Source organism: Kitasatospora sp. NPDC056181, assembly GCF_042266225.1.
Taxonomy (GTDB): Bacteria; Actinomycetota; Actinomycetes; order Streptomycetales; family Streptomycetaceae; genus Kitasatospora.
The window spans coordinates 1-17,812 of sequence record NZ_JBHJUK010000100.1 but is presented as its reverse complement, the minus strand read 5'-3'; the positions used below and the strand labels follow the sequence as shown (position 1 = coordinate 17,812).

Below are 17,812 nucleotides of genomic sequence, written 5' to 3'. Positions count from 1 at the left end.
CGATCTGCCGGACGGTCTTTTCCCGTTCGTCGTAGAGCCGCTGGGCGAGCGTGCCCTGGTCAACGGCTGAGGCCGGGCCTCCCGGGCCTGGCTATGGCTGGGCAAAGCTCGACCCCTCCCACCCGCCCGAAAGCCCTACACGGCAAGGAGGCCGGCATCGGTGGATACTCACCGTAGCCGTAGCCGTAGCCGTAGCCGTAGCCGTAGCAATTCGGCGAGTTCTTCCAGCTGTGCTTCGATCCGATCGAGTCGGGGATCAGACTCTCTTACCTCGGCAGGATCCGGGTTCGTCACGAACCGGTAAGCCAAGGCAGCGGTGATCGTGCCAACCACTCCGATCCCGACCACCATCAATGTGCCACCGACGATTCGCCCTTCGGCGGTCACCGGGTATCGGTCGCCGTAGCCGACTGTGGACACGGTGGTCATGGCCCACCAGACGGCCACGGGGTATGAGTGGATGTTCGCTTCTGCGACTTTGCGTTCGGCTTCAAGCACAGCACCGGCTCCGACCAGGACCACAGTCAGAGCCACTACGGCGGTGGAGATCAGAAGTCTCTCCGCACGACCGCGCTGGGCGACGACGGCAACTCGGCTGAAGACGGCAAGGACACGGACCGATCGGATGGCTGGGACGACGACAGCAACCAGATCGAGTGGGTGCGTGCGAACAAACCTGAGCCGTCCGCCCTGCACAAGGTAAAGCCGTACGCCGTAGTCGACAGCGAACGCAAACCAGGCTGCATAGTCAAGCAGGTTGGTGAACGGCTGCTGGTGCCCCAACGCCGCAGCCAGCACGAAGTTGAACAGAGACAACAGCGCCAGCCCGGTAAGCCACGGCGTCGTGCGCTTGACCCAGCGGTCGTAACGGTCCATGCCAGCTCATATTGCCCCCGACTATCGCTCCCACTCAGCAGGCGCCACGATCGCACCGCTCCGGTGTGGGAGACCGAGCGGCTCAGGGAGACGAAGCCGGCCAGGCTGGCCCCGACGGTGCCAGCCGAGGAGAGCCTCAACCGGGCCATGGACAAGCTGCTCGCAGCCCTGCGCACCCTCCACGCGCGGGCAGGGAGCCCACCCGCCTACCAGATCGCCGTGGCCAGCCAGTGGCGCCTGACCCCGGACCAGGCCACCACGATGCTGGACGGCGGAGGAACGGAGGACTGGAAGGACCTGGCGAAGTTTCTGTTCGTCCTCGGCGGAGACCACGGGTACTTCCGCCCGCTGTGGCAGGCCGCCCGTGATTCCGTGGACCGCCTGCAGACGTGCGCACCCGCGGCGCAGGAGCCGCCGCTGCCGCCGGCCGGGGAGGACGTCTCCCGTCGGGTGCCCGGCCTTCTGGAGCGATACAGCGGTGTCCTCGGCAGTCGGCCGCACCTGTCACCGCGCCAGGAGCGTGTCCTGAAGGCCAAGCAGAAGGCGGTCCTGGCGAGCCTCGCAGAACGCTCCGACAGCCTCACCGGCCAGCCGCCCCACAAAGCGGGGCCGGCAACGCCCAGCGACCAGTAGCCCTGGTCCACGGCCAGGACCGGCGCAGGGACCCCACGCTCGCGTGGCTCCCGGCGCCGCCTGGCTCCCGGCGGCGTCCAGGCGTCGGGTACATGAGAAGTCCGGTGACACCGCCCGGTCGGGAGGAGGACGATGTCTCCCGTTGTCGGCCTGCGGAGAGGACGTCGCCCTGTGATCATTTTCGACACCAACGCGCTGAACAACATTCAGCTCGGGAGCCCGCGCGCGGACATCCTGCGTAAGTTCCGGGCCTCGGCGCAGCACAGGGTCGCGGTGCCGTGGATGGTCCTGGAGGAGCTGGTCGCCCACCGGGCGATGGCCTACATGGCCGCGCGGGAGGCTGCGAGGATCGCGCTCAACGGTCTCCGCAAGGCGGCGCCGTGGCAGGCCGCAGAGAGCTTCGACCCGCCAGCCCTGGAACTGGAGCAGTGCCAGAAGTACTGGCGCGAACAGTACGGTGCGCTCTTCGACGAGGTCGTCGAGACCGGCGGTGAGGCGGCCCGCCAGGCGCTCGTGCGGGAGGCACTCGCACTGCCTCCGGCCGAACGCTGGAAGGAGAAGTCCATCGGCGGCCGGGACGCGGCGATATGGTTCTCCGTCCTGGACTTCCTGCGGGCCAACCCCGAGGAGGAGGTGTGGTTCGTGACCGACGACGGCGACTTCGGAGACGGCCGCGCCTACCCGTACCCGATGGACCAGGACCTTGGCGACATGGCCGACCGCCTGCACAGGGTCACCGACTTCGACGAGGTCGTCTCCCGGTTCACCGAACTCGTGGACGAGAAGCAGGCACGCGCCGAGACGGAAGCCCTCCTGAAGTCAGCGCTCTTCCGCGAGACCGTGGTCCGAGCGGCTGCTGGTCTGCTGCGCTCCCCGTTCGGCTTTCCCGGGACGGGGAGCGGCAGCCGGGAAACCCGCTGGGGGAGCTTTCTCGTGCGCCCTCAGGCTGGCCTGTTGAGCTTCGAGAAGGTGGAGGGGCACAGGATCGGCGACGACGTTTGGTGCACGGCCGAGACCACCTGGGTCCTTCACGGGAGCGCGCTGGAGGCCGAGCAGGACGGCATGGACGTCGTCACGTGTCTTTGGACGGTGAAGCTGCTGTTCTCCACCGCCGCCGGTGGTCAGGAAGCGCCGACGATCCTGCGTACCGACGAGCCGACGGTTCCGGAGCCCGCCGACACGTCGGTCGAAGCCGTGATCGCGACGCTCAGGGAGGAGGTTTTTCGGATGGTGGGCGTGAACGGGCGGGCCTCGGGCCGAAGGCGGCTGACTGTAGGTGAGCTGGTCGGGTTGGCGGGTGCTTCGCAGCTCCACGACGTGGTCGCGCGCTCGGGACTGGCAGGCGCTTCGCAACTCCGCGAGGCCATCGAGTCGTTCGCCTCCACTCACATGACCGTCCCGAAGGGCGTGATCGCGAAGTCCAAGCCGTCAACTGTCGACTTCGCGAGCACGCTGCGCTGGCACCAGCCCTCCGGGCTTGAAGGCGCTCTTCTCCGGAGCATCGCTGCGGAGCTGTACACGATGCCGCTGTTCGAGCTCGACATGGCCACCGAGGTGGAAGAGACCCCGAACGGCAACGTTGACAACGACACCCGCACCGATTGACCGGGGCTGGCCCGCAACACCCGGTGTCGGCCGGGCTGAGCCCTCACCGTCAAATCTCCGGAAGTCAGCTACAGGGTCTGGAGCGTCTCCTCGGCGGTGGCGCCCTGCCCGAAGGCGTCAATTACGTACATCCCCCCTACGGCCCGGGCGCCGCAGCGTCGCAGTTCGGGGCGGTCGGGTCCGGACACAGCCCGGCCGCCCCGTGCCGTGTCCCATCGGGCCGGGGGCGTTGTCCGGATGGACGTGACGAGCCTCGACAGAGTAGCCCGCCACTACGAGCGAATCGAGTGTCCGGGATGTGGGCGCGGCCGCCGCCCCGCGGTGTCGGTGCGGCGGCCGGATCGGCGAGGGTCCGGCATGATCGGTGCCGGGTACGGGGGGCAGCGTGCGAGGGCGGCGGTGAGGGTCTCGTTGGGGCAGGGGCGCCGAGGTCGCGCAGGACGTTCTTCTCGGTGGTGTCCACGGTTTGGCCCCAGCGGGTCTTGCTCGTACCAGACACCGCCGGTCAGCGAACAGGCCGGGCCAATCTCTGGTGCCTCGATGGCCTCCCGGATGATCACCTCTTTCCCGGCGTTGCAGCCGTCCTTGTCCGCGTCGATCCAGTGCCGGAACGTCGTGCGCTCGCAGCCGGCCCTGTTCTCGTCGGCGACGGGCAGCGCCTCGATCGCGTCCCGCAGGGGGACGGTCACCACTTCACCGGCCGCGCGATGTGCCGCGGCCGGACCAGGGGCGGCGTGGGTGGGCGAGACGAGCAGGCCGAGACAGGCAGCGGCCGAGAGAACGGACACAAGCACGGGACGCGTACGCACGGGGTCTCCAGGAATAGGCAGGAGCAGGACCGAACGGCGCAACGACTCCCGGGCACAGCGGTCTCGGCGCCTGGCCGAAGTGCAGCACCGGGCAGGCATCATCCGGCCGGTGTGTCGGTGGCGGCTGGGATGCTGGCGGGCATGGACGACGAGGCGCTGATGCGGGGCCGGGTGCACGGGGCCGACCACGACGCGGACTTCGGCCCGCAGCCCGGCCACGAGTACCGAGAGCTCTGCGCCGGCCCGCTGGACGGTCTCCTGCTGGACGTCACCGGCTGGGACGACGAGCAACTCGCCGACGGCGCGGCGCTGGCTACGGAGATTGGCCGGTACGGCGCGGGCGGGCGTGCTCACTACGAGCCGCGCCCGGCTGACCCGCGCCGCTGGGACTGGGCAGGCGACAGCGCCTGAGCTTTGCGAGCGCGGCTGGACTGGAAGGTTGCCCTCAAGGGCCTCAGAACGCCTACAAGGTCCTCGCGCCCTTGGCTCACCTCGCCGCCTGCCAGGCCGACCCGCAGGCCGTGGAAGCGCTGCTGGCTGACATCCAGAAGGCGGCGGCCGGAGTCGTCCGCCGAGCCCGGCAGGCCGCCGAAAAAAGCCGGCTGATCAACCCTTGAGAGGGCGCTGCTGTCAATAGTGGCAGCAGCACCCTTCCGGTCAGTCGGATGCGATCTCCACCTCGATCTCCTTGAGTTTCCCGCTGGTGCTCAACTGGGCCGAGACGTTTGCGTCCTCGACCGCGCCGGCCTTCCGCGCGCTGATGACGAACTTCTCCAGTTCGGCGAACGTCATGTTCTTCTCGGCCCCGGTGTACTTCACGACTCCACTCATGCGGTCATCGTGACAACCGCTGGATGTCGGGGAGAGCAGATTCGCAGAACTGTCCGACTTTGCTCTCCAAGGACGATGGGATGATCGTGGACATCGCTGCCGACCAGTTCCCAGACTCCCCTGGCGGCGCGCTCCCGACAACAGTGCTCCGGCCAAGGTCCGGTGTTCCGGCCTCGGGCACTGAAGCGGCGGCGCGTGCCGCCTGGCTGCGCCAGCGCGCTATTGACGGGCCGTCACCTGCGGGTGGAACGTCGTGCAGAACCGCGCAACCGACTTGGTACGGGAGGGCATCATGACGCTACGGTTCGCCGGGGTGGACCCCAACACCGGCAAGGACGAGAGCCCGATGGTGTGGGTGGACGACGTCAAGAAGGAGCTCGTCTTCCAGGGCCTCAAGCCCGGGGGGAGCTCCTGACGGAGATCGGCACGACCGAGTGGGTGCCCGGCCACTCCGTCGGCACCCCCGACCACGAGAACGTGACCCGCATCCCGCTGCGCATGGTGCAGATCATCAGGAAGGCGCTCGACGATGCAGAACGTGACGGCCTTCTCTGAGCTGCTGGCCGGCGCCCGGCACTGCGCGGTGCACCTGGAGATGCGCGACTCCTACGGCATCGCCGGCGAAGCCGCCGAGTTCGAGCAGTTCCAGCGGACCGGCGTGCACCCAGACCTCGATCCCGAGGGCGAGGGCTGGTCCGGCTGGGTGTCGATGATCCGGGCCGCCGTCGCCCGCGGTGTCGTGGTGCGCCGAGCCCGGATCGTCTCCGAGCCGGTCACCGAGTACATCCGCTACGAGCACGCCGGGACCGTGGTCAACCTGGCGGCCGGCGAGCAGGTGCGCTGGCTGCCGCGCCGCCGGGCCTCCGACCTGGCGCTGCCGGGGAACGACTTCTGGCTGTTCGACCAGACGATCGTGCGTTTCAACCACTTCACCGGCGACGGGGCCTCCGCAGGGCCGCAGATGTGCGAGGACCCCGCCGTGGCGAAGCTCTGCGCGGACGCGTTCGAGGCGGTCTGGGAGCGTGCCGTCCCGCACGAGCAGTACACCGTCTGACGCCGGACCGGACGACCAGCTCCATGCCTGCCTCCCCGTCCTCCAGCGCTCAGGAAGCCCGACTGGCCGTCGCCGCGCGGCTGCGCGAGATCATGCAGGATGCGGGCCTGCAAGGGCAGGAGCTGGCCGCCCGGTGCGGCTGGAACGGCGCCAAGACCTCCCGCATCATCAACGCCAAGACCGCGCCCTCGGACGCCGACATCCGCGCCTGGTGCCAGGCTTGCGGTGCCGACGACCAGGCCGAGGACCTGATCGCCGCCAACCGGGCCGTGGACTCCATGTACGTCGAGTGGCGCCGCCTCACCCGCACCGGCCTGCGCCGGCTCCAGGAGTCCGCGGTGCCGCTCTACGAGCGCACCCGGCACTTCCGCTCCTACTCCTCCCGCGTCGTGCCCGGCGTCCTGCAGACCGAGGCGTACGCCACCGCCCTGCTCGCCACGGTCGCCGACTTCCGCCGCACACCCAACGACGTCGCCGACGCCGTCAAGGCACGCCTGGCCCGCTCCCGCGTCGTGCGCACCGGCCGCCACCGCTTCGCGATCCTGGTGGAGGAGTCCGTCCTCTACTACCGCCTCGGGACCGTCGAGACGATGGCCGAGCAGTTGGAGCACCTGCTGGAGGCCATGGCGCTGCCGGCCGTCTCGCTCGGCGTCATCCCGTTCACGGCGCAGCGCAGCATGTGGCCGGTGGAGACGTTCAACATCTTCGACGACGCCGAGGCCGGCGTGGAACTGCTGTCCGTCCAGGTGACCGTCACCACGCCCAGCGAGCTCTCCCTCTACGTCCAGGCGTTCGACAGGCTCAAGAACTTCGCGGTCTACGGCGCGCAGGCGCGCGCCCTGATCTGCCGGGCCGCCGACTCCCTGGACTGAAATTGTGCAAACGCGTGCAAACGCATGGAGGGCCCACATGGTCACTCCCTACCGTCGATCCGTCGCCCGCCGTGACGGACCGGACACCCGGCCCCGGCGGACGCGCTGGGGCCGCTGCGCCCGCCTGCCCCCGTCGGGTGGGCGCAGCCGTCACCGCCGACGAGAGAGCGGAGTACCGTCGTGGCCGCGCACCCCATAACCCGCCCACCGGTTCCGGCTGCGGCCGAACCCGGTCGGCGGCGGATGCGAGGCGCCCGGTGACCACGACCGTCGAGACCCCGACACGGACCCCGGTCGCCGACGCCGTCAAGGTGCTGCCGCCCTACGAGCCGCAGTCCGCCGCCGCGGCCCGACGGCTGCTGCGACCCACGCTGCGCGGCTGGGAGCTGGAGGGTCTGGTCGAGGCCGGCGAGCTCATCGTCAGCGAGCTGGCGGGCAACGCGGCGAAGACCGGCTGCCGGCGCCGGATGACGGTCACCGTCGAGCGTGTCACCGACCGGTGCGTGCGGATCAGCATCCGCGACGGCTCCCGCACCCTCCCCTGCCTGATCGAGGCGGGCCTCGCGGCCGAGTCGGGCCGCGGCCTGGCCCTGGTCCACCACCTCACCGGCGGGCACTGGGGCGCGACGTTGGAGACGTTCGGCAAGACGGTCCACGCGGACCTGCGCACCCGCCCGACGTAGTCCCCACCACTGCCCCAGTGCGCCGGGGCAGCCCTCTACTCCTCCCGGTCCCGGGAGGGCACCATCACAGCGACGACAAGGAGGTCGGCATGGACATCGACGGAGGCCACGGCGGCGGAGGCTCGGCTGGCGGTGGCGGCGAGGGAGACGGGCATCCGGGCACCCCGTGGACGCCGCCGTCCGACCCGCCGTCCCCTGACGGCACCACCCCGCCCGGGGACGGGGGACGCCGCAAGTGACGCTCGCACCTGAGCAGGAGGGCCGCCCCGCGCCGGGGCGGTCCTTCCCCGTCGCCGACGCGTGGGCGACGGCCTTCGACGCCGTCCCGCGCTCGCTGTTCCTGCCGGACCTGGTCTGGGCGCACGACATGGCCACCGGGAAGAGCCGTCCCGTCGACCGGACCGGCGACGAGGACGACTGGTTGGCGGTGGCGGCCGCGGACATCCCGATCGTCACGCAGTGGGACGACGGCGAGCACCGGGGCGCCGAGCCCGGCACGGTGCCCACCAGCTCCGCCTCGATGCCGTCGCTGGTCGCCTCCATGCTGGACGACCTTCAGGCCGAGCCGGGGATGCGGGTGCTGGAGCAGGGCACCGGCACCGGCTGGAACGCCGCGCTGCTCGCCCACCGGCTCGGTGACGCGAACGTGACCACGGTCGAGATCGACGCCGCCCTGTCCGCCCAGGCTCGTGCCGCACTCGAGCGGGCCGGCTACCGGCCGACCGTCGTCTGTGGGGACGGCGCGCTCGGCCACCCGCCCGGCGCCCCGTACGACCGGATCATCGCGACGTACGGGCTGCGGGAGATCCCGCGGGCGTGGATCGGGCAGACCCGGCCTGGCGGGCTGATCCTGGCGCCGTTCGGCACCCACTACTCCAACGCCGATGCCCTGGTCCGCCTCACCGCGACCGGCGACGGCACCGCGTCCGGGCCGTTCCTCCAGCCGGTGGAGTTCATGAAGATGCGCTCCCAGCGCCTGCGGTGGCCGCAGAACCCGGCCGACGGTGGCACCGTCGCCGAGAGCACCACCACCTCGACTTTGCCGCCGCACGGCAAGTTCGACCCGTTCCCGCTCGCCGCAGGCCTGCGCCTGCGCGACGTCGTCCACGCGATCCAGCCGCACCAGGACGGCGCCCGCACCCTGTGGCTCTACTCCCTGACCACCCCGGCCTGGTCGGCGACGACCTTCCCGGACGGCGAGGACGAGCACCTGGTCCGCCAGTACGGCGGCCGGCGCCTGTGGGAGGAATTCGAGCAGACCCTCGCCTGGTGGCACGAGGCGGGCGAGCCCGGCATCGAGCGTCTCGGACTGACCGTCACCCCGGATGGCTGGCACGCCTGGCTTGACGAACCCGCCCGGACGATCTGACCGGCGGCGCATCCGGGCCGGAGCGCGCCCGGGCCCCGCGGTCGTCCGCTGGGGCCGTTCTCGGATGGCATGTTCGCGGCCGAAAGTCTGCAGGTCAAAGCCCTGGCCATCGGCTGATCGGTGGGTCTACCATTCCCGGCACGGCGGCCCCACCACAGCACCACCGGGCCGCCGGCCAGAGCAGCCGCGCCGCGGCTCGGCGCTGCTTGCCTCCCACCGGCCGGGCCCGTGGAACGTACCCCCCCCGCCGTTCCCGGGCCCGGCCGGGCTGCGTCTTCCCGCAAATCAGGGCGTCGGATCAGAGACGGTGTCCGGGGGCGGCCTGCTTGAGCTTCATCTCGGCCTCGTGCCGGTTCCCCACCGTGGCCCAGTGCGGGTGGGCGTACAGCTCGGCGCCGACCGCGGTGAACGCGGCCCGCTTCTCCTCGGTCGGGTCGGCGGCCCAGTCGGCCTCGGCGGTTTACCAGCGGTGCTTCGAGTTCGAGCAGGTCAGCGGGGAAATCGGTGTCGGTCACCGGCTCATCGCAGACATCGCACGGGGTTAGCGCGTCAAGTGGAGCGGGTCTGATCATCTTCCTGTGGTGGTCGGTTGCCAGGTGAGGTCGAGGGCGCCGTCGACTGTCGCAGTGCAGGGCTGCGCGGAACCGCCGAGGTCCGCGTGGTCCAGGAGGGTCGGCGCCCCGGTCTCCAGCGCGTTGGCGATGTCGTGAAGCATCGAGGTCACCGAAGCCCACTGGGGAACGTCCAGGGCCCACGTCTCGTGGTCCCAGAGGAGCACTGCACCGTGAGTGTCACCGGGCCGGAGGTCGACGATCAGCCCGTCACCGCCAGGGTTCAACGCTATCGGCATGAAGGCGCGCAGGTAGCGGGCCTCGGGCCGCCCGTTCTCGTCGAACGACTCACCCTCCTGCTCCGCGACCAGCAACCAGATCTCGTGGGTCTCCAGCGCCTCCTCCAGCGAGACCGGAGCGAATTCGCCCGGTATCCAGTGGCTCGCGGTGGTGTCGGGCAGCAGCCACCATGCCCGCAGGTCGGTTGGCAACGGCAGGCCTAGGTCCGCCTCGAACGCGTCCAGACGCGCGCCATCGGTCATCGGCCTGGCTGAGTCTGGCCGAACGTGGGCAGCGAGCCATGTGCCGATGCGGCCCCATGCGGTCGGGACATCGTGATCAGGTGCTGTCATGACGGGCAGTCTGCCCCATCCGGTAGTGGAGGGGCTGGCCGTCGGGACCGTCGACGACGTGGGCCGGAAGCAACTGGTCAGGCTGCGGCGAGGGTGAGGAGCAGCGTGGCGGCCGTCCGGATTGGGAAGCGTGGTGTGGTGGGCACGGGGGACGGCTCCTGCGTTCGCGGGTTGGGTGCAGGACACGTTCCCAGCCCGGCCGGGTGGGTGTGGCGAGGTCGCCGAAGCGTAATGTGCGCCGCTGTTCGCGAGGAGAAGGGCGTGCTCGCGGACGGCCCCGGCGCTGATCGTAGGCGGCGCGGTTGTTCGGGCTGTCCTGGGCCGCGCCGCGCCCGTGCTGGTCGTGCAGGGGCTCGATCGGCGGGAAGGCCGGCTCGGACCGGCTGGAGTGCCAGCGAGCTGCCGCCCATCATCGTCAGCGACCTGTTCGGCGTCTCCGCCAGCAACGCTCACACCTGGGCCGGCTTCGCACAGGACAGCTGGGCCGACTACCTCGCGGCCTGCCGGGAGGACGGATAAGCCCGAGATCGATCGGTGGGCCTCGCCCGGCCTGGCCGCTTCAGATTTCGATGCGCCGTTGCCACCACGGCAGGTGCTGTGGAGCGAACGGGTCGTTGACTGTTCTACGGAGGATGCGGTCGTCGACGGGGGCCAGCGCAGCTCGCAGTTCTCGTCGAGCCCGGGACCGCAGGTTCCAGGCCGCCACTTCGAGCAGCGTGCGGATATGCCCGGTCGGAACGTCCGAATACCCGTAGTGCCACTCTTCAGCACTACGGGGTCGGCCGGCCCGCAGAGCCCAGCGTCGGAACGCGAGTGCGACATCGCCCTTTGGCAAGCCTCGCTCGCGCTCGAATGTGGCGATCTGCCGGTTTGCTGACGCAGACAGCCTCGGTATGACGGTTCGCCTGTCGTGCCTTGTGTCCCGAAGCGGCAGTTGGGACCTGATCTCGCCCGGTGTCCGGCGAGGCATGTGGACTTCCTGAAGATGGCGGTGCTGGCAGGTCACCGAACGCTAGCCCAGCCATCAATGATCATCAAGGTCCCACCTGAAGGCAGAGGCTCGAAGGTGCGCTTGTTTCGACCCGAATAGTGCAGGGTCGGAACACTGCCTCTTCCCCAGTCACGCTCGTGGAGAAGCTCACCTCCTACCGCACCTGGTGCGAGCTCCCGGCGAAGGGCACGGCGAAGGCCGAGTTCGAGGCCTCGCTGCGCCGTCCCTGGGGCCGGACGCACGGCCTGCGGCTGTGGCCCACCGTCTACCCGCCGACCGGCCGCGAGGGCCTGCCGCCGGTCGCCCTGGTCCTGGAGGCCGGCCGCAAGCGCGACCACCCCGGCGACAAGCGGCTCACCCCGGAGCAGAAGGCGGAGCAGGCCAAGCGGACCACGAGCGGCCGCTGAACCGCATGGCCGAGGCCGAGGACGCCTCCGAGGACATCTGGGACGCCCCCGAGTACGGCGGCGACGCCGTCCACGCCCGTGACCACCACCGCGCCCTGCCGGTCGTGGCCACCACCCTGCCGCTGCTGCGCCGTTTCGGCGCCGACGCCCCGGTGTGGCACCGGTTCGGCCGTCACGGCTGCCACACCCTCACCGACGCGCTCGACAACCCGGATGGCGACGAGCTGCTGGCCGTCGAGCGGGCGGAGGCGGATCGGGCCCGCCGGGCGCGGGAGGCGGCGGAGAGGGAACGGCGCCGTCCGGCCTGCCGCCGCTGCTCGGCGCCGTTCTCGGACCAGCGGTGGGGGAGAAGGAACGGGGCTGGAACGACGACGGCCAGTGCGCCGGCTGCCGCCGGGCCGACGCCGACCGGAAGGCACTGGAGGCAGCCGAGCGCGAGCGAGCGCCGCCGAAGCCGCGGCCGCCGAGGCGGGGCGGGGCGGTTCCTGGTGGCGCCGCTCCTGATCTATCTGCTGGTGTGCGGAGGTAGGAGGAGTTCTGCGAGCAGGCCCCCGCCGGGGGCGGGGGAGAGTCGGGTGGTGCCGTTGTGGAGTTCGGCGACCCATTTGACGATGGCGAGGCCGGTGCCGGTGCCGCCGCTCGCGGCTCCGGTGACGCGGCGTTCGAAGACCCGATCGTGGTCCTTGGCCGGTACGCCGGGGCCGTGGTCCCGTACGGCGATGCGGCCGGCGGTGACGCTCACCTCGACCGGGGTCCCGCCGCCGTGCCGCAGCGCGTTTTCGACGAGGTTGCGGACGACCTGGGCGAGCAGTTCGGGGTCGCCGTTGACGATGGCGGCTTCGGTGGTGACGGTGACGCCGGTGCTGTCCGGTAGTTCCTCGATGGTCTGCTCGACCAGTTGGTCGAGCCGCAGTGGGGTGAGCTCGATCTCTTGGGTGCCGGCCTCGACGCGGGCCCGAGCCAGCAGTCCGGTGACGAGCCGGCCGAGGCGGTCGACGAGGCGGAGCGCTTCGTCGAGGGCCGCGGGCGCCCGGGTGGGGGATGCGCTGCCGTTTTCGACGACCAGGCGCAGGGTGGCCAGGGGGGTGCGCAGTTCGTGCGCGGCCTCGGCGAGGAACTGTTCCTGCTGGTCGAGTCCGCGTAGCGCGGGTCGCATGGCCCGTCCGGACAGGAGGTGCCCGATGGCGGCGGCGGCCAGCACCAGGGCCGCGCAGCCCAGGGCGAGTCGGCGCACGAGGCGGTCGTGGGCGGCCTGGCTCTGGGCGGGGTCGGCTCCGACGAGCACGGCGGCGCCGATCCGGTCGCCGTCCCAGACGGGGGCTGCGGCCCACTGGATCTCCCGGCCGCCGGCCTCCAGGGCGACGAAGACGGTTTCCTGGTCGTGCTCGATCTGCTTCCAGATCTCGTCCAGCCCGGCCTGGTCGGGAAGAGCGGCACGCGCGGTGGGCGCGAGACGGATCTGAGGCCGGCCGGGCGCCGGTGCTTGCAGGACGGCGAACCGCTCCGCGCTCAGGGCCAGGTCGTCCTCGCTCAGGGCGTCGACGTGCAGGACGCCGGCGTCGAAGTAGATCGTGCGGGCGAGGCCGTCGGCCCGCCGGCTGACGCCGTTGTCGAGATCGTTTGTGCGGGACCGGTCGTCGGTGCGCACGGCCAGGACCGCCAGGGCCAGCAGACACAGAGCGGTCGTCGCGGCGAAGAGCAGGGTCGTCGCCCACCGGGCCCGGCGCAGGCGTGCGACGGCGGGGCTGGGCGGCGTCACAGGTCGGTGGCGGGGTCGGCGAGCTGGTAGCCCACGCCGCGGACGGTCAGGATGAGCTCGGGTGGGCCCAGTTTGCGGCGCAGCTGGCCGATGAGGACGTCGACGACGTTGGAGAGCGGTTCGGTCTGTTCGTCCCAGCAGCGTTCGATGAGGTCGGTGCGGGTGACCACCTCGCCGGCGCGCAGCATCAGGACCTCCAGGACCGCGAACTCCTTGGCGGTGAGGGTGAGCAGGACGCCGTCGCGCCGCACCCTGCGGCGGGGCAGGTCGAGTTCCAGGCTGCCCACGCGCAGTTCCGGTAGCCGTGCGGGCTGGGCGCGGCGGCACAGGGTGCGCACACGGGCGTTGAGTTCGGCGAAGGCGAAGGGCTTGACGAGGTAGTCGTCGGCGCCGTGCTCGAACCCGGCCACGCGGTCGCTGACCGCGTCGAGGGCGGTGAGCAGCAGGACCGGCAGGGTTGAGCCGGCCTTGCGCTGGGCGGCCAGGAGCGTGAGCGCGTCCCCGTCGGGGACGGTGCGGTCGGCGACCAGGCAGTCGTAGGTGTTGACCGCGAGTTTGAAGTCGGCGTCGGCGAGGTCGGTGGCGAAGTCGACGGCGAAGCCTGCCTCGCGCAGGCCGCGGGTGATCACGGGGCCGAGTTCGGGGTCGTCCTCGAGGACAAGTACACGCATGGCGGGCGAGCCTACTGGGGTCGAAAAGCACACGAACGCCGGGGTGGTCGTGATTGGGGCGGTATGCCCGTCATCCGCCCGCCGGTGTCCGGTCCCAGGGTGCCGGCCGCATTTGCCGGCGGGCTGCGGCGGACGGGGATTCGCAGGCAACATCAGGGGCTGCGGCTTCCTCATGATCGCTTCATGGACCGACCGGCAGTCTGTGGGGCATGGCAAAGATTCGTATGCGCAAGCGCGTCATCGGCATGACGGCCGCCGGCCTGGCGGCCACCGTTGTCGCGGTCTACTGCGTCCAGTCCGCTCAGGGCGCGGACACCCTCGCGGCAAGCGGTCCGCGGGCGGTGGTGCGCGTCGACCAGGTCGGCTACACCCCGGGTGAGGCCAAGCAGGCCTACCTGATGACCTCGGTCTCCGCGTCCAAGGCGTCCTTCAGGGTCCTGGACGCCTCCGGGAAGGAGATCCTCAAGGGCAAGGTCGGCCCGTCCACCGGTGGCTGGAACAGCAAGTACAAGGCCGTCCACACCCTGGACCTGTCTTCTGTGACCGCGCCTGGCGACTACCGGGTCGAGGTGTCCGGGCCCGTCTCGGCGGTCTCCCCGACGTTTCGCATCGCTGCGGCCGGCGACCTCTTCGGCAAGCTCATCCAAGACAACGTCCGCTTCTTCCAGGCGCAGCGCGATGGCGCCGACGTCATCCCCAGCGAGCTGCGGCGCAAGCCCTCCCATCTGGCGGACCGCGAGGCCACGGTCTACGACACCCCGGCCTACGCGGAGGACGAGTCGGTGCTGACCGCGCCGTTGAAGCGTGTCGCTGGCCCGGTCGACGTCTTGGGCGGTTGGAACGACGCCGGCGACTTCCTCAAGTTCACCCACACCGCCTCCTACTCCACCGCGAGTCTCCTCCTCGCGCACCGCACGACCCCTGTCGGCGGCAAGGAGCTGGCCGCGGAGGCGCGCCACGGGCTGGACTGGCTCGACAAGATGTGGGACGACACGTCGCGCACCCTCTACGTACAGGTCGGGCTCGGCAAGGGCGACAGCGACGACGGCAGCGGCAAGATCCGCTCCGACCACGACGTGTGGCGCCTGCCGGAGGCCGACGACGCCCTCAACGTCAAGCCTGGCGACCCCGACTACCTGATCAAGCACCGGCCGGTCTTCCGCGCCGCGGCCCCCGGCAAGCCGATCAGCCCGAACCTCGCCGGACGCGTCGCCGCCACCTTCGCGCTGGCCGCCCAGCTGGACGCGGCTGAGGACCCCGACCGAGCCCACGAGGAACTCGAGAAGGCCGCACACATCTACGCCCTCGCGAACACCAACCCCGGCGAACAGCTGGTCACCGCCTTCCCCCACGGCTTCTACCCCGAGGCGTCCTGGCAGGACGACATGGAGTTCGGCGCCGCCGAACTCGCCCTCGCCGCGAAGGCCCTGGACGACAAGCGCGCGGCCGAGTGGACCAGGCAGGCCGGACATTGGGCCAAGCAGTACATCACCTCCGACAGCCTCGGCACTCTCGGGCTCGGCGACGTTAGCGCCCTCGCCCACGCCGATGTCGCCCACCTCCTCGACGACGGCACCACCCGCGCCGAAGTCACCCGCGAACAGCTTGCCGCCGACCTCAAGCGCCAGCTCGACGACGGCAGCGCCCGCGCCGCCCGCGACCCCTTCCGGGCCGGCGCCGTCTACACCGACTTCGACTCCGTACCCCACACCTTCGGCCTCGCCGCCACCGCCCACCTGTACCAGCAGGTCACCGGGGACTCCCACTACGCCGCGTTCGCCACCCAGCAGCGTAACTGGGCCCTGGGCGCCAACGCATGGGGCTCCTCCTTCGTCATCGGTGCCGGAACCACCTTCCCGCACTGCCCCGAACACCAGGCCGCCAACCTCGCCGGCGACCTCAACGGGGACGGCGACATCCTCCTCGGCGGCGTCGTCAACGGCCCCAACGCGGCCGACAAGCTCAAGGACCTCAACCACTTCCCCACCATGCGCGCCTGCCCGACCAACCAGGGCAACCCCTTCGCCGCCTTCGACGGCCGCGGCGGCGGCTTCATGGACCACGTCGGCGCCTGGCAGACCGTCGAATCCGCCGACGACTTCACCGCCACCGCCCTGCTCGACTTCACCCTCGCCGCGGCATCCCAGGACACCAGCAGCAAGCCCAACTGACAGCGGAGCACCACAGCCTGCCTGTCCATGTGGCCGTAGGCGGGATTGGACGGCCGCCACAGCCATCTCGCTGACCTGCGGTGGGGAGCTTCGCCCCGGGGCGCCGGTGAGTTCCGTTTCGGGCCCGGTGAGTTTCGGGTGTCGTCGCAGGTCAGTGGCCGGTTAGAACGGACTGCGGTACGCCGTCCGGGTGGCGGCGGGGTTCAGCTCGGCGGCGGGGTGGGCAGAGCCTGCGACAGGACGACACCCATCACCAGGCGCCGCCGTCGCCACCGTCCGTCCGCGCCCACCGCGTCCGCGCCCGCCTTCCCAGTCGCGCCGGATGGCCGCCGGCCCCGGCCTGGCTGGGCAGCACCGCGTGCTGCCGGACCTGGTCGAGCGAGCACCTGACTCCGGGCGGGGTGGTCGTCCGCACCACCTGGCACGAGCCCGCCTGTCCGGCCTGGGCCCGGCGGTGACCACCAGCACGGTGGCCGGGCCGGTCCGGGTGCGGGTGTGGGCGGTTCTGGTCCACGACGGCCGGGTGTGCCTGATCCGCCGCCGGCGCCCGGTCGGAGACCAGTTCTCCCGAGGCGCTGCGCCGGGAGCCGCTCGAGGAACTCGGCCTCGACAGAGCCGGCGGGCCGCCCCGAGGATCCGGGTGGCCCGCCGGCATGATGACGCGGTTGAGGGCAGCGCCCTGGCGCTTGCACACTGGTCGTGAGCCGTCAGAGGAGCGTGTAGACGTTGGTGCCGACAGGAGCTGGAGCCTGCGGATCGCCATCCTCGCTCTGTCCTGTGGGCGGGTTCTTGGTGGGGTTCGGGGCGAACGGTGACGGCACGTCGTCCCTGGGCTGCCCGGTAGGCGAGTCCTTGAAGTGTCGGAGGGCGCGGTCCAGGCCCGCAACTTCCCTTGAGACGACAAGGTTTGGTGTTTTCAAGACCTCGGATACGCCGATGGGGGCACGGAAGAGGAGAAGGGCCAACTGCTGAGGGTCCTGGTCGCCATCGAGGGGGCCCTCATGCTCGAACTGTCCCTCGGGCGCGCTTCCGCTGACCACATCGACCGGGAGTAGGTCCAGCGCTCGGCCGCCCCCGCAGGGCCCCCTGTCGTTGGGACAGGTCTGGCGACACTCCGTGGCCTCCGGCGATGCTGCGGAAGGAGCGGGCTACCGGGGAGACCCGGGGCCGGGCACCCCGGAGACCGCCCGGTGTCGCGCGCGGTAGGAGCGCGGTGTGGTGCCGGTCAGCCGGGCGAAGTGCTGCCGAAGGCTGGCGGCCGAGGCGAATCCGGCCAGCGCCGCCACCCGTTCCACCGGTTCGTCGGTCTGCGTGAGCAGTTCGCGGGCCCGATCCAGCCGCAGGCGCAGCAGGTACTGCGGTGGGCTGACGCCGGCCTGGGCGCGGAAGCGGCGGTTGAGGCTGCTGACACTGATCCCGGCGTGCTCGGCGAGGTCCGCGGGGGTCAGCGGGAGGTGGAGACGGGCTTTCACTGGGCGTTTTACCCGTAAGTGAGTCAATTACTGCCGGTTTCCTGGGTGCCCAGGCTACCCACATTCGGTGATGCTTGGGGCTCAGGTGGCAGGAGTGCGGCCGTTGCACAGATGCCCGTTGGAACTGTGCACTTCCTCCTGTCTCATCCCTGGAAGTCAGGCCGGAGCGTGTTTGTCTCTTGAGAACCGCAGCCCCTGGGCAGCGCGGCGATCCCGCAGTATGCCGTCATCATGACGGACCGTCGACCATATCCGAGCGACCTGTCCGACGCCCGCTGGGCCCTGGTCGAGCCCACCCTCACCGCCTGGCGTCAGGCCCGTACCGCGAGGGCCCTGGCCTTCGGCCGGCCACCTGGGCACGAGCTTCGCGACCTGCTGGACGCGATCCTCTATGTCGACCGCACCGGGATCCCCTGGCGCTACCTC

General features: G+C 70.9%; 19 protein-coding genes. 13 read left to right on the top strand and 6 right to left on the bottom strand.

Features of this window, described 5'->3' with window-relative positions:
- Positions 1 to 168 precede the first annotated feature (168 nt).
- A complete protein-coding gene (locus ACFC1F_RS30080) occupies positions 169 to 876 on the bottom strand; it encodes a potassium channel family protein (RefSeq protein ID WP_376162996.1) in 708 nt (235 codons plus the stop codon).
- Between the two features lie 63 nt (positions 877 to 939).
- Between ACFC1F_RS30080 and ACFC1F_RS30075 the strand changes: the two genes are divergently transcribed.
- The 4 genes from ACFC1F_RS30075 to ACFC1F_RS30060 all read left to right on the top strand — a co-directional run bounded on the left by ACFC1F_RS30075 (position 940) and on the right by ACFC1F_RS30060 (position 4,540).
- On the top strand, positions 940 to 1,509 hold the full coding sequence (locus tag ACFC1F_RS30075) for a hypothetical protein (RefSeq protein ID WP_376162994.1): 570 nt from the start codon (positions 940 to 942) through the stop codon (positions 1,507 to 1,509).
- Between the two features lie 171 nt (positions 1,510 to 1,680).
- The gene (locus ACFC1F_RS30070; protein WP_376162992.1) at positions 1,681 to 3,114 is read left to right on the top strand and encodes a PIN domain-containing protein; all 1,434 of its coding nucleotides are present in this window, start codon (positions 1,681 to 1,683) and stop codon (positions 3,112 to 3,114) included.
- 950 nt (positions 3,115 to 4,064) lie between these two features.
- Positions 4,065 to 4,334, top strand: a complete 270-nt coding sequence (locus ACFC1F_RS30065; RefSeq protein WP_376162990.1) for a hypothetical protein — start codon at positions 4,065 to 4,067, stop codon at positions 4,332 to 4,334.
- Positions 4,335 to 4,405: 71 nt separating this feature from the next.
- Positions 4,406 to 4,540, top strand: a complete 135-nt coding sequence (locus ACFC1F_RS30060) for a hypothetical protein (protein WP_376162988.1) — start codon at positions 4,406 to 4,408, stop codon at positions 4,538 to 4,540.
- A 40-nt stretch (positions 4,541 to 4,580) separates the two neighbouring features.
- Here ACFC1F_RS30060 and ACFC1F_RS30055 read toward each other — a convergent pair whose 3' ends face one another.
- On the bottom strand, positions 4,581 to 4,754 hold the full coding sequence (locus tag ACFC1F_RS30055) for a hypothetical protein (RefSeq protein ID WP_376162987.1): 174 nt from the start codon (positions 4,752 to 4,754) through the stop codon (positions 4,581 to 4,583).
- A 292-nt stretch (positions 4,755 to 5,046) separates the two neighbouring features.
- Here ACFC1F_RS30055 and ACFC1F_RS30050 point away from each other — a divergent pair, with 292 nt between their 5' ends.
- From ACFC1F_RS30050 to ACFC1F_RS30025, 6 genes are all read left to right on the top strand, one after another.
- A complete protein-coding gene (locus ACFC1F_RS30050) occupies positions 5,047 to 5,169 on the top strand; it encodes a hypothetical protein (RefSeq protein WP_376162985.1) in 123 nt (40 codons plus the stop codon).
- A gap of 114 nt (positions 5,170 to 5,283) precedes the next feature.
- Complete coding sequence (locus tag ACFC1F_RS30045) at positions 5,284 to 5,808, top strand: DUF6879 family protein (protein ID WP_376162983.1); 525 nt, start codon at positions 5,284 to 5,286, stop codon at positions 5,806 to 5,808.
- Positions 5,809 to 5,831: 23 nt separating this feature from the next.
- Positions 5,832 to 6,680 (top strand): helix-turn-helix domain-containing protein, encoded by an 849-nt coding sequence (locus ACFC1F_RS30040; protein ID WP_376162981.1) that lies wholly within the window; start codon positions 5,832 to 5,834, stop codon positions 6,678 to 6,680.
- A 257-nt stretch (positions 6,681 to 6,937) separates the two neighbouring features.
- On the top strand, positions 6,938 to 7,363 hold the full coding sequence (locus ACFC1F_RS30035) for an ATP-binding protein (RefSeq protein WP_376162979.1): 426 nt from the start codon (positions 6,938 to 6,940) through the stop codon (positions 7,361 to 7,363).
- A gap of 89 nt (positions 7,364 to 7,452) precedes the next feature.
- Positions 7,453 to 7,602, top strand: coding sequence for a hypothetical protein (locus ACFC1F_RS30030; protein WP_376162977.1), 150 nt, complete (start codon positions 7,453 to 7,455; stop codon positions 7,600 to 7,602).
- Positions 7,599 to 8,732 carry a methyltransferase domain-containing protein gene (locus tag ACFC1F_RS30025; protein ID WP_376162975.1) on the top strand — a complete coding sequence of 378 codons (1,134 nt, stop codon included), beginning with the start codon at positions 7,599 to 7,601 and terminating at the stop codon, positions 8,730 to 8,732. Before ACFC1F_RS30030 ends, ACFC1F_RS30025 begins: the two co-directional genes overlap by 4 nt.
- A 568-nt stretch (positions 8,733 to 9,300) precedes the next feature.
- Here the strand turns inward: ACFC1F_RS30025 and ACFC1F_RS30020 are convergent.
- Positions 9,301 to 9,915 (bottom strand): SMI1/KNR4 family protein, encoded by a 615-nt coding sequence (locus ACFC1F_RS30020; protein WP_376162973.1) that lies wholly within the window; start codon positions 9,913 to 9,915, stop codon positions 9,301 to 9,303.
- Between the two features lie 1,128 nt (positions 9,916 to 11,043).
- Here ACFC1F_RS30020 and ACFC1F_RS30015 point away from each other — a divergent pair.
- Positions 11,044 to 11,313: a hypothetical protein gene (locus ACFC1F_RS30015; RefSeq protein WP_376162971.1), complete on the top strand. Its 270-nt coding sequence runs from the start codon at positions 11,044 to 11,046 to the stop codon at positions 11,311 to 11,313.
- Positions 11,314 to 11,818: 505 nt separating this feature from the next.
- On the opposite strand, the gene ACFC1F_RS30010 is transcribed toward ACFC1F_RS30015, so the two are convergent.
- On the bottom strand, positions 11,819 to 13,072 hold the full coding sequence (locus ACFC1F_RS30010; RefSeq protein ID WP_376162970.1) for a sensor histidine kinase: 1,254 nt from the start codon (positions 13,070 to 13,072) through the stop codon (positions 11,819 to 11,821).
- Positions 13,069 to 13,743 (bottom strand): winged helix-turn-helix domain-containing protein, encoded by a 675-nt coding sequence (locus ACFC1F_RS30005; RefSeq protein ID WP_376162968.1) that lies wholly within the window; start codon positions 13,741 to 13,743, stop codon positions 13,069 to 13,071. Before ACFC1F_RS30005 ends, ACFC1F_RS30010 begins: the two co-directional genes overlap by 4 nt.
- A 209-nt stretch (positions 13,744 to 13,952) precedes the next feature.
- On the opposite strand from ACFC1F_RS30005, the gene ACFC1F_RS30000 reads away from it, so the two are divergent.
- The gene (locus ACFC1F_RS30000) at positions 13,953 to 15,914 is read left to right on the top strand and encodes a glycoside hydrolase family 9 protein (protein ID WP_376162966.1); all 1,962 of its coding nucleotides are present in this window, start codon (positions 13,953 to 13,955) and stop codon (positions 15,912 to 15,914) included.
- Between the two features lie 1,148 nt (positions 15,915 to 17,062).
- On the opposite strand, the gene ACFC1F_RS29995 is transcribed toward ACFC1F_RS30000, so the two are convergent.
- Entirely contained in the window at positions 17,063 to 17,386 is a 324-nt protein-coding gene (locus ACFC1F_RS29995) for a helix-turn-helix domain-containing protein (RefSeq protein WP_376162964.1), read from the bottom strand.
- A 231-nt stretch (positions 17,387 to 17,617) separates the two neighbouring features.
- Between ACFC1F_RS29995 and ACFC1F_RS29990 the strand changes: the two genes are divergently transcribed.
- The coding region (locus ACFC1F_RS29990; protein WP_376162962.1) for a transposase at positions 17,618 to 17,812 on the top strand (195 nt) is incomplete at its 3' end.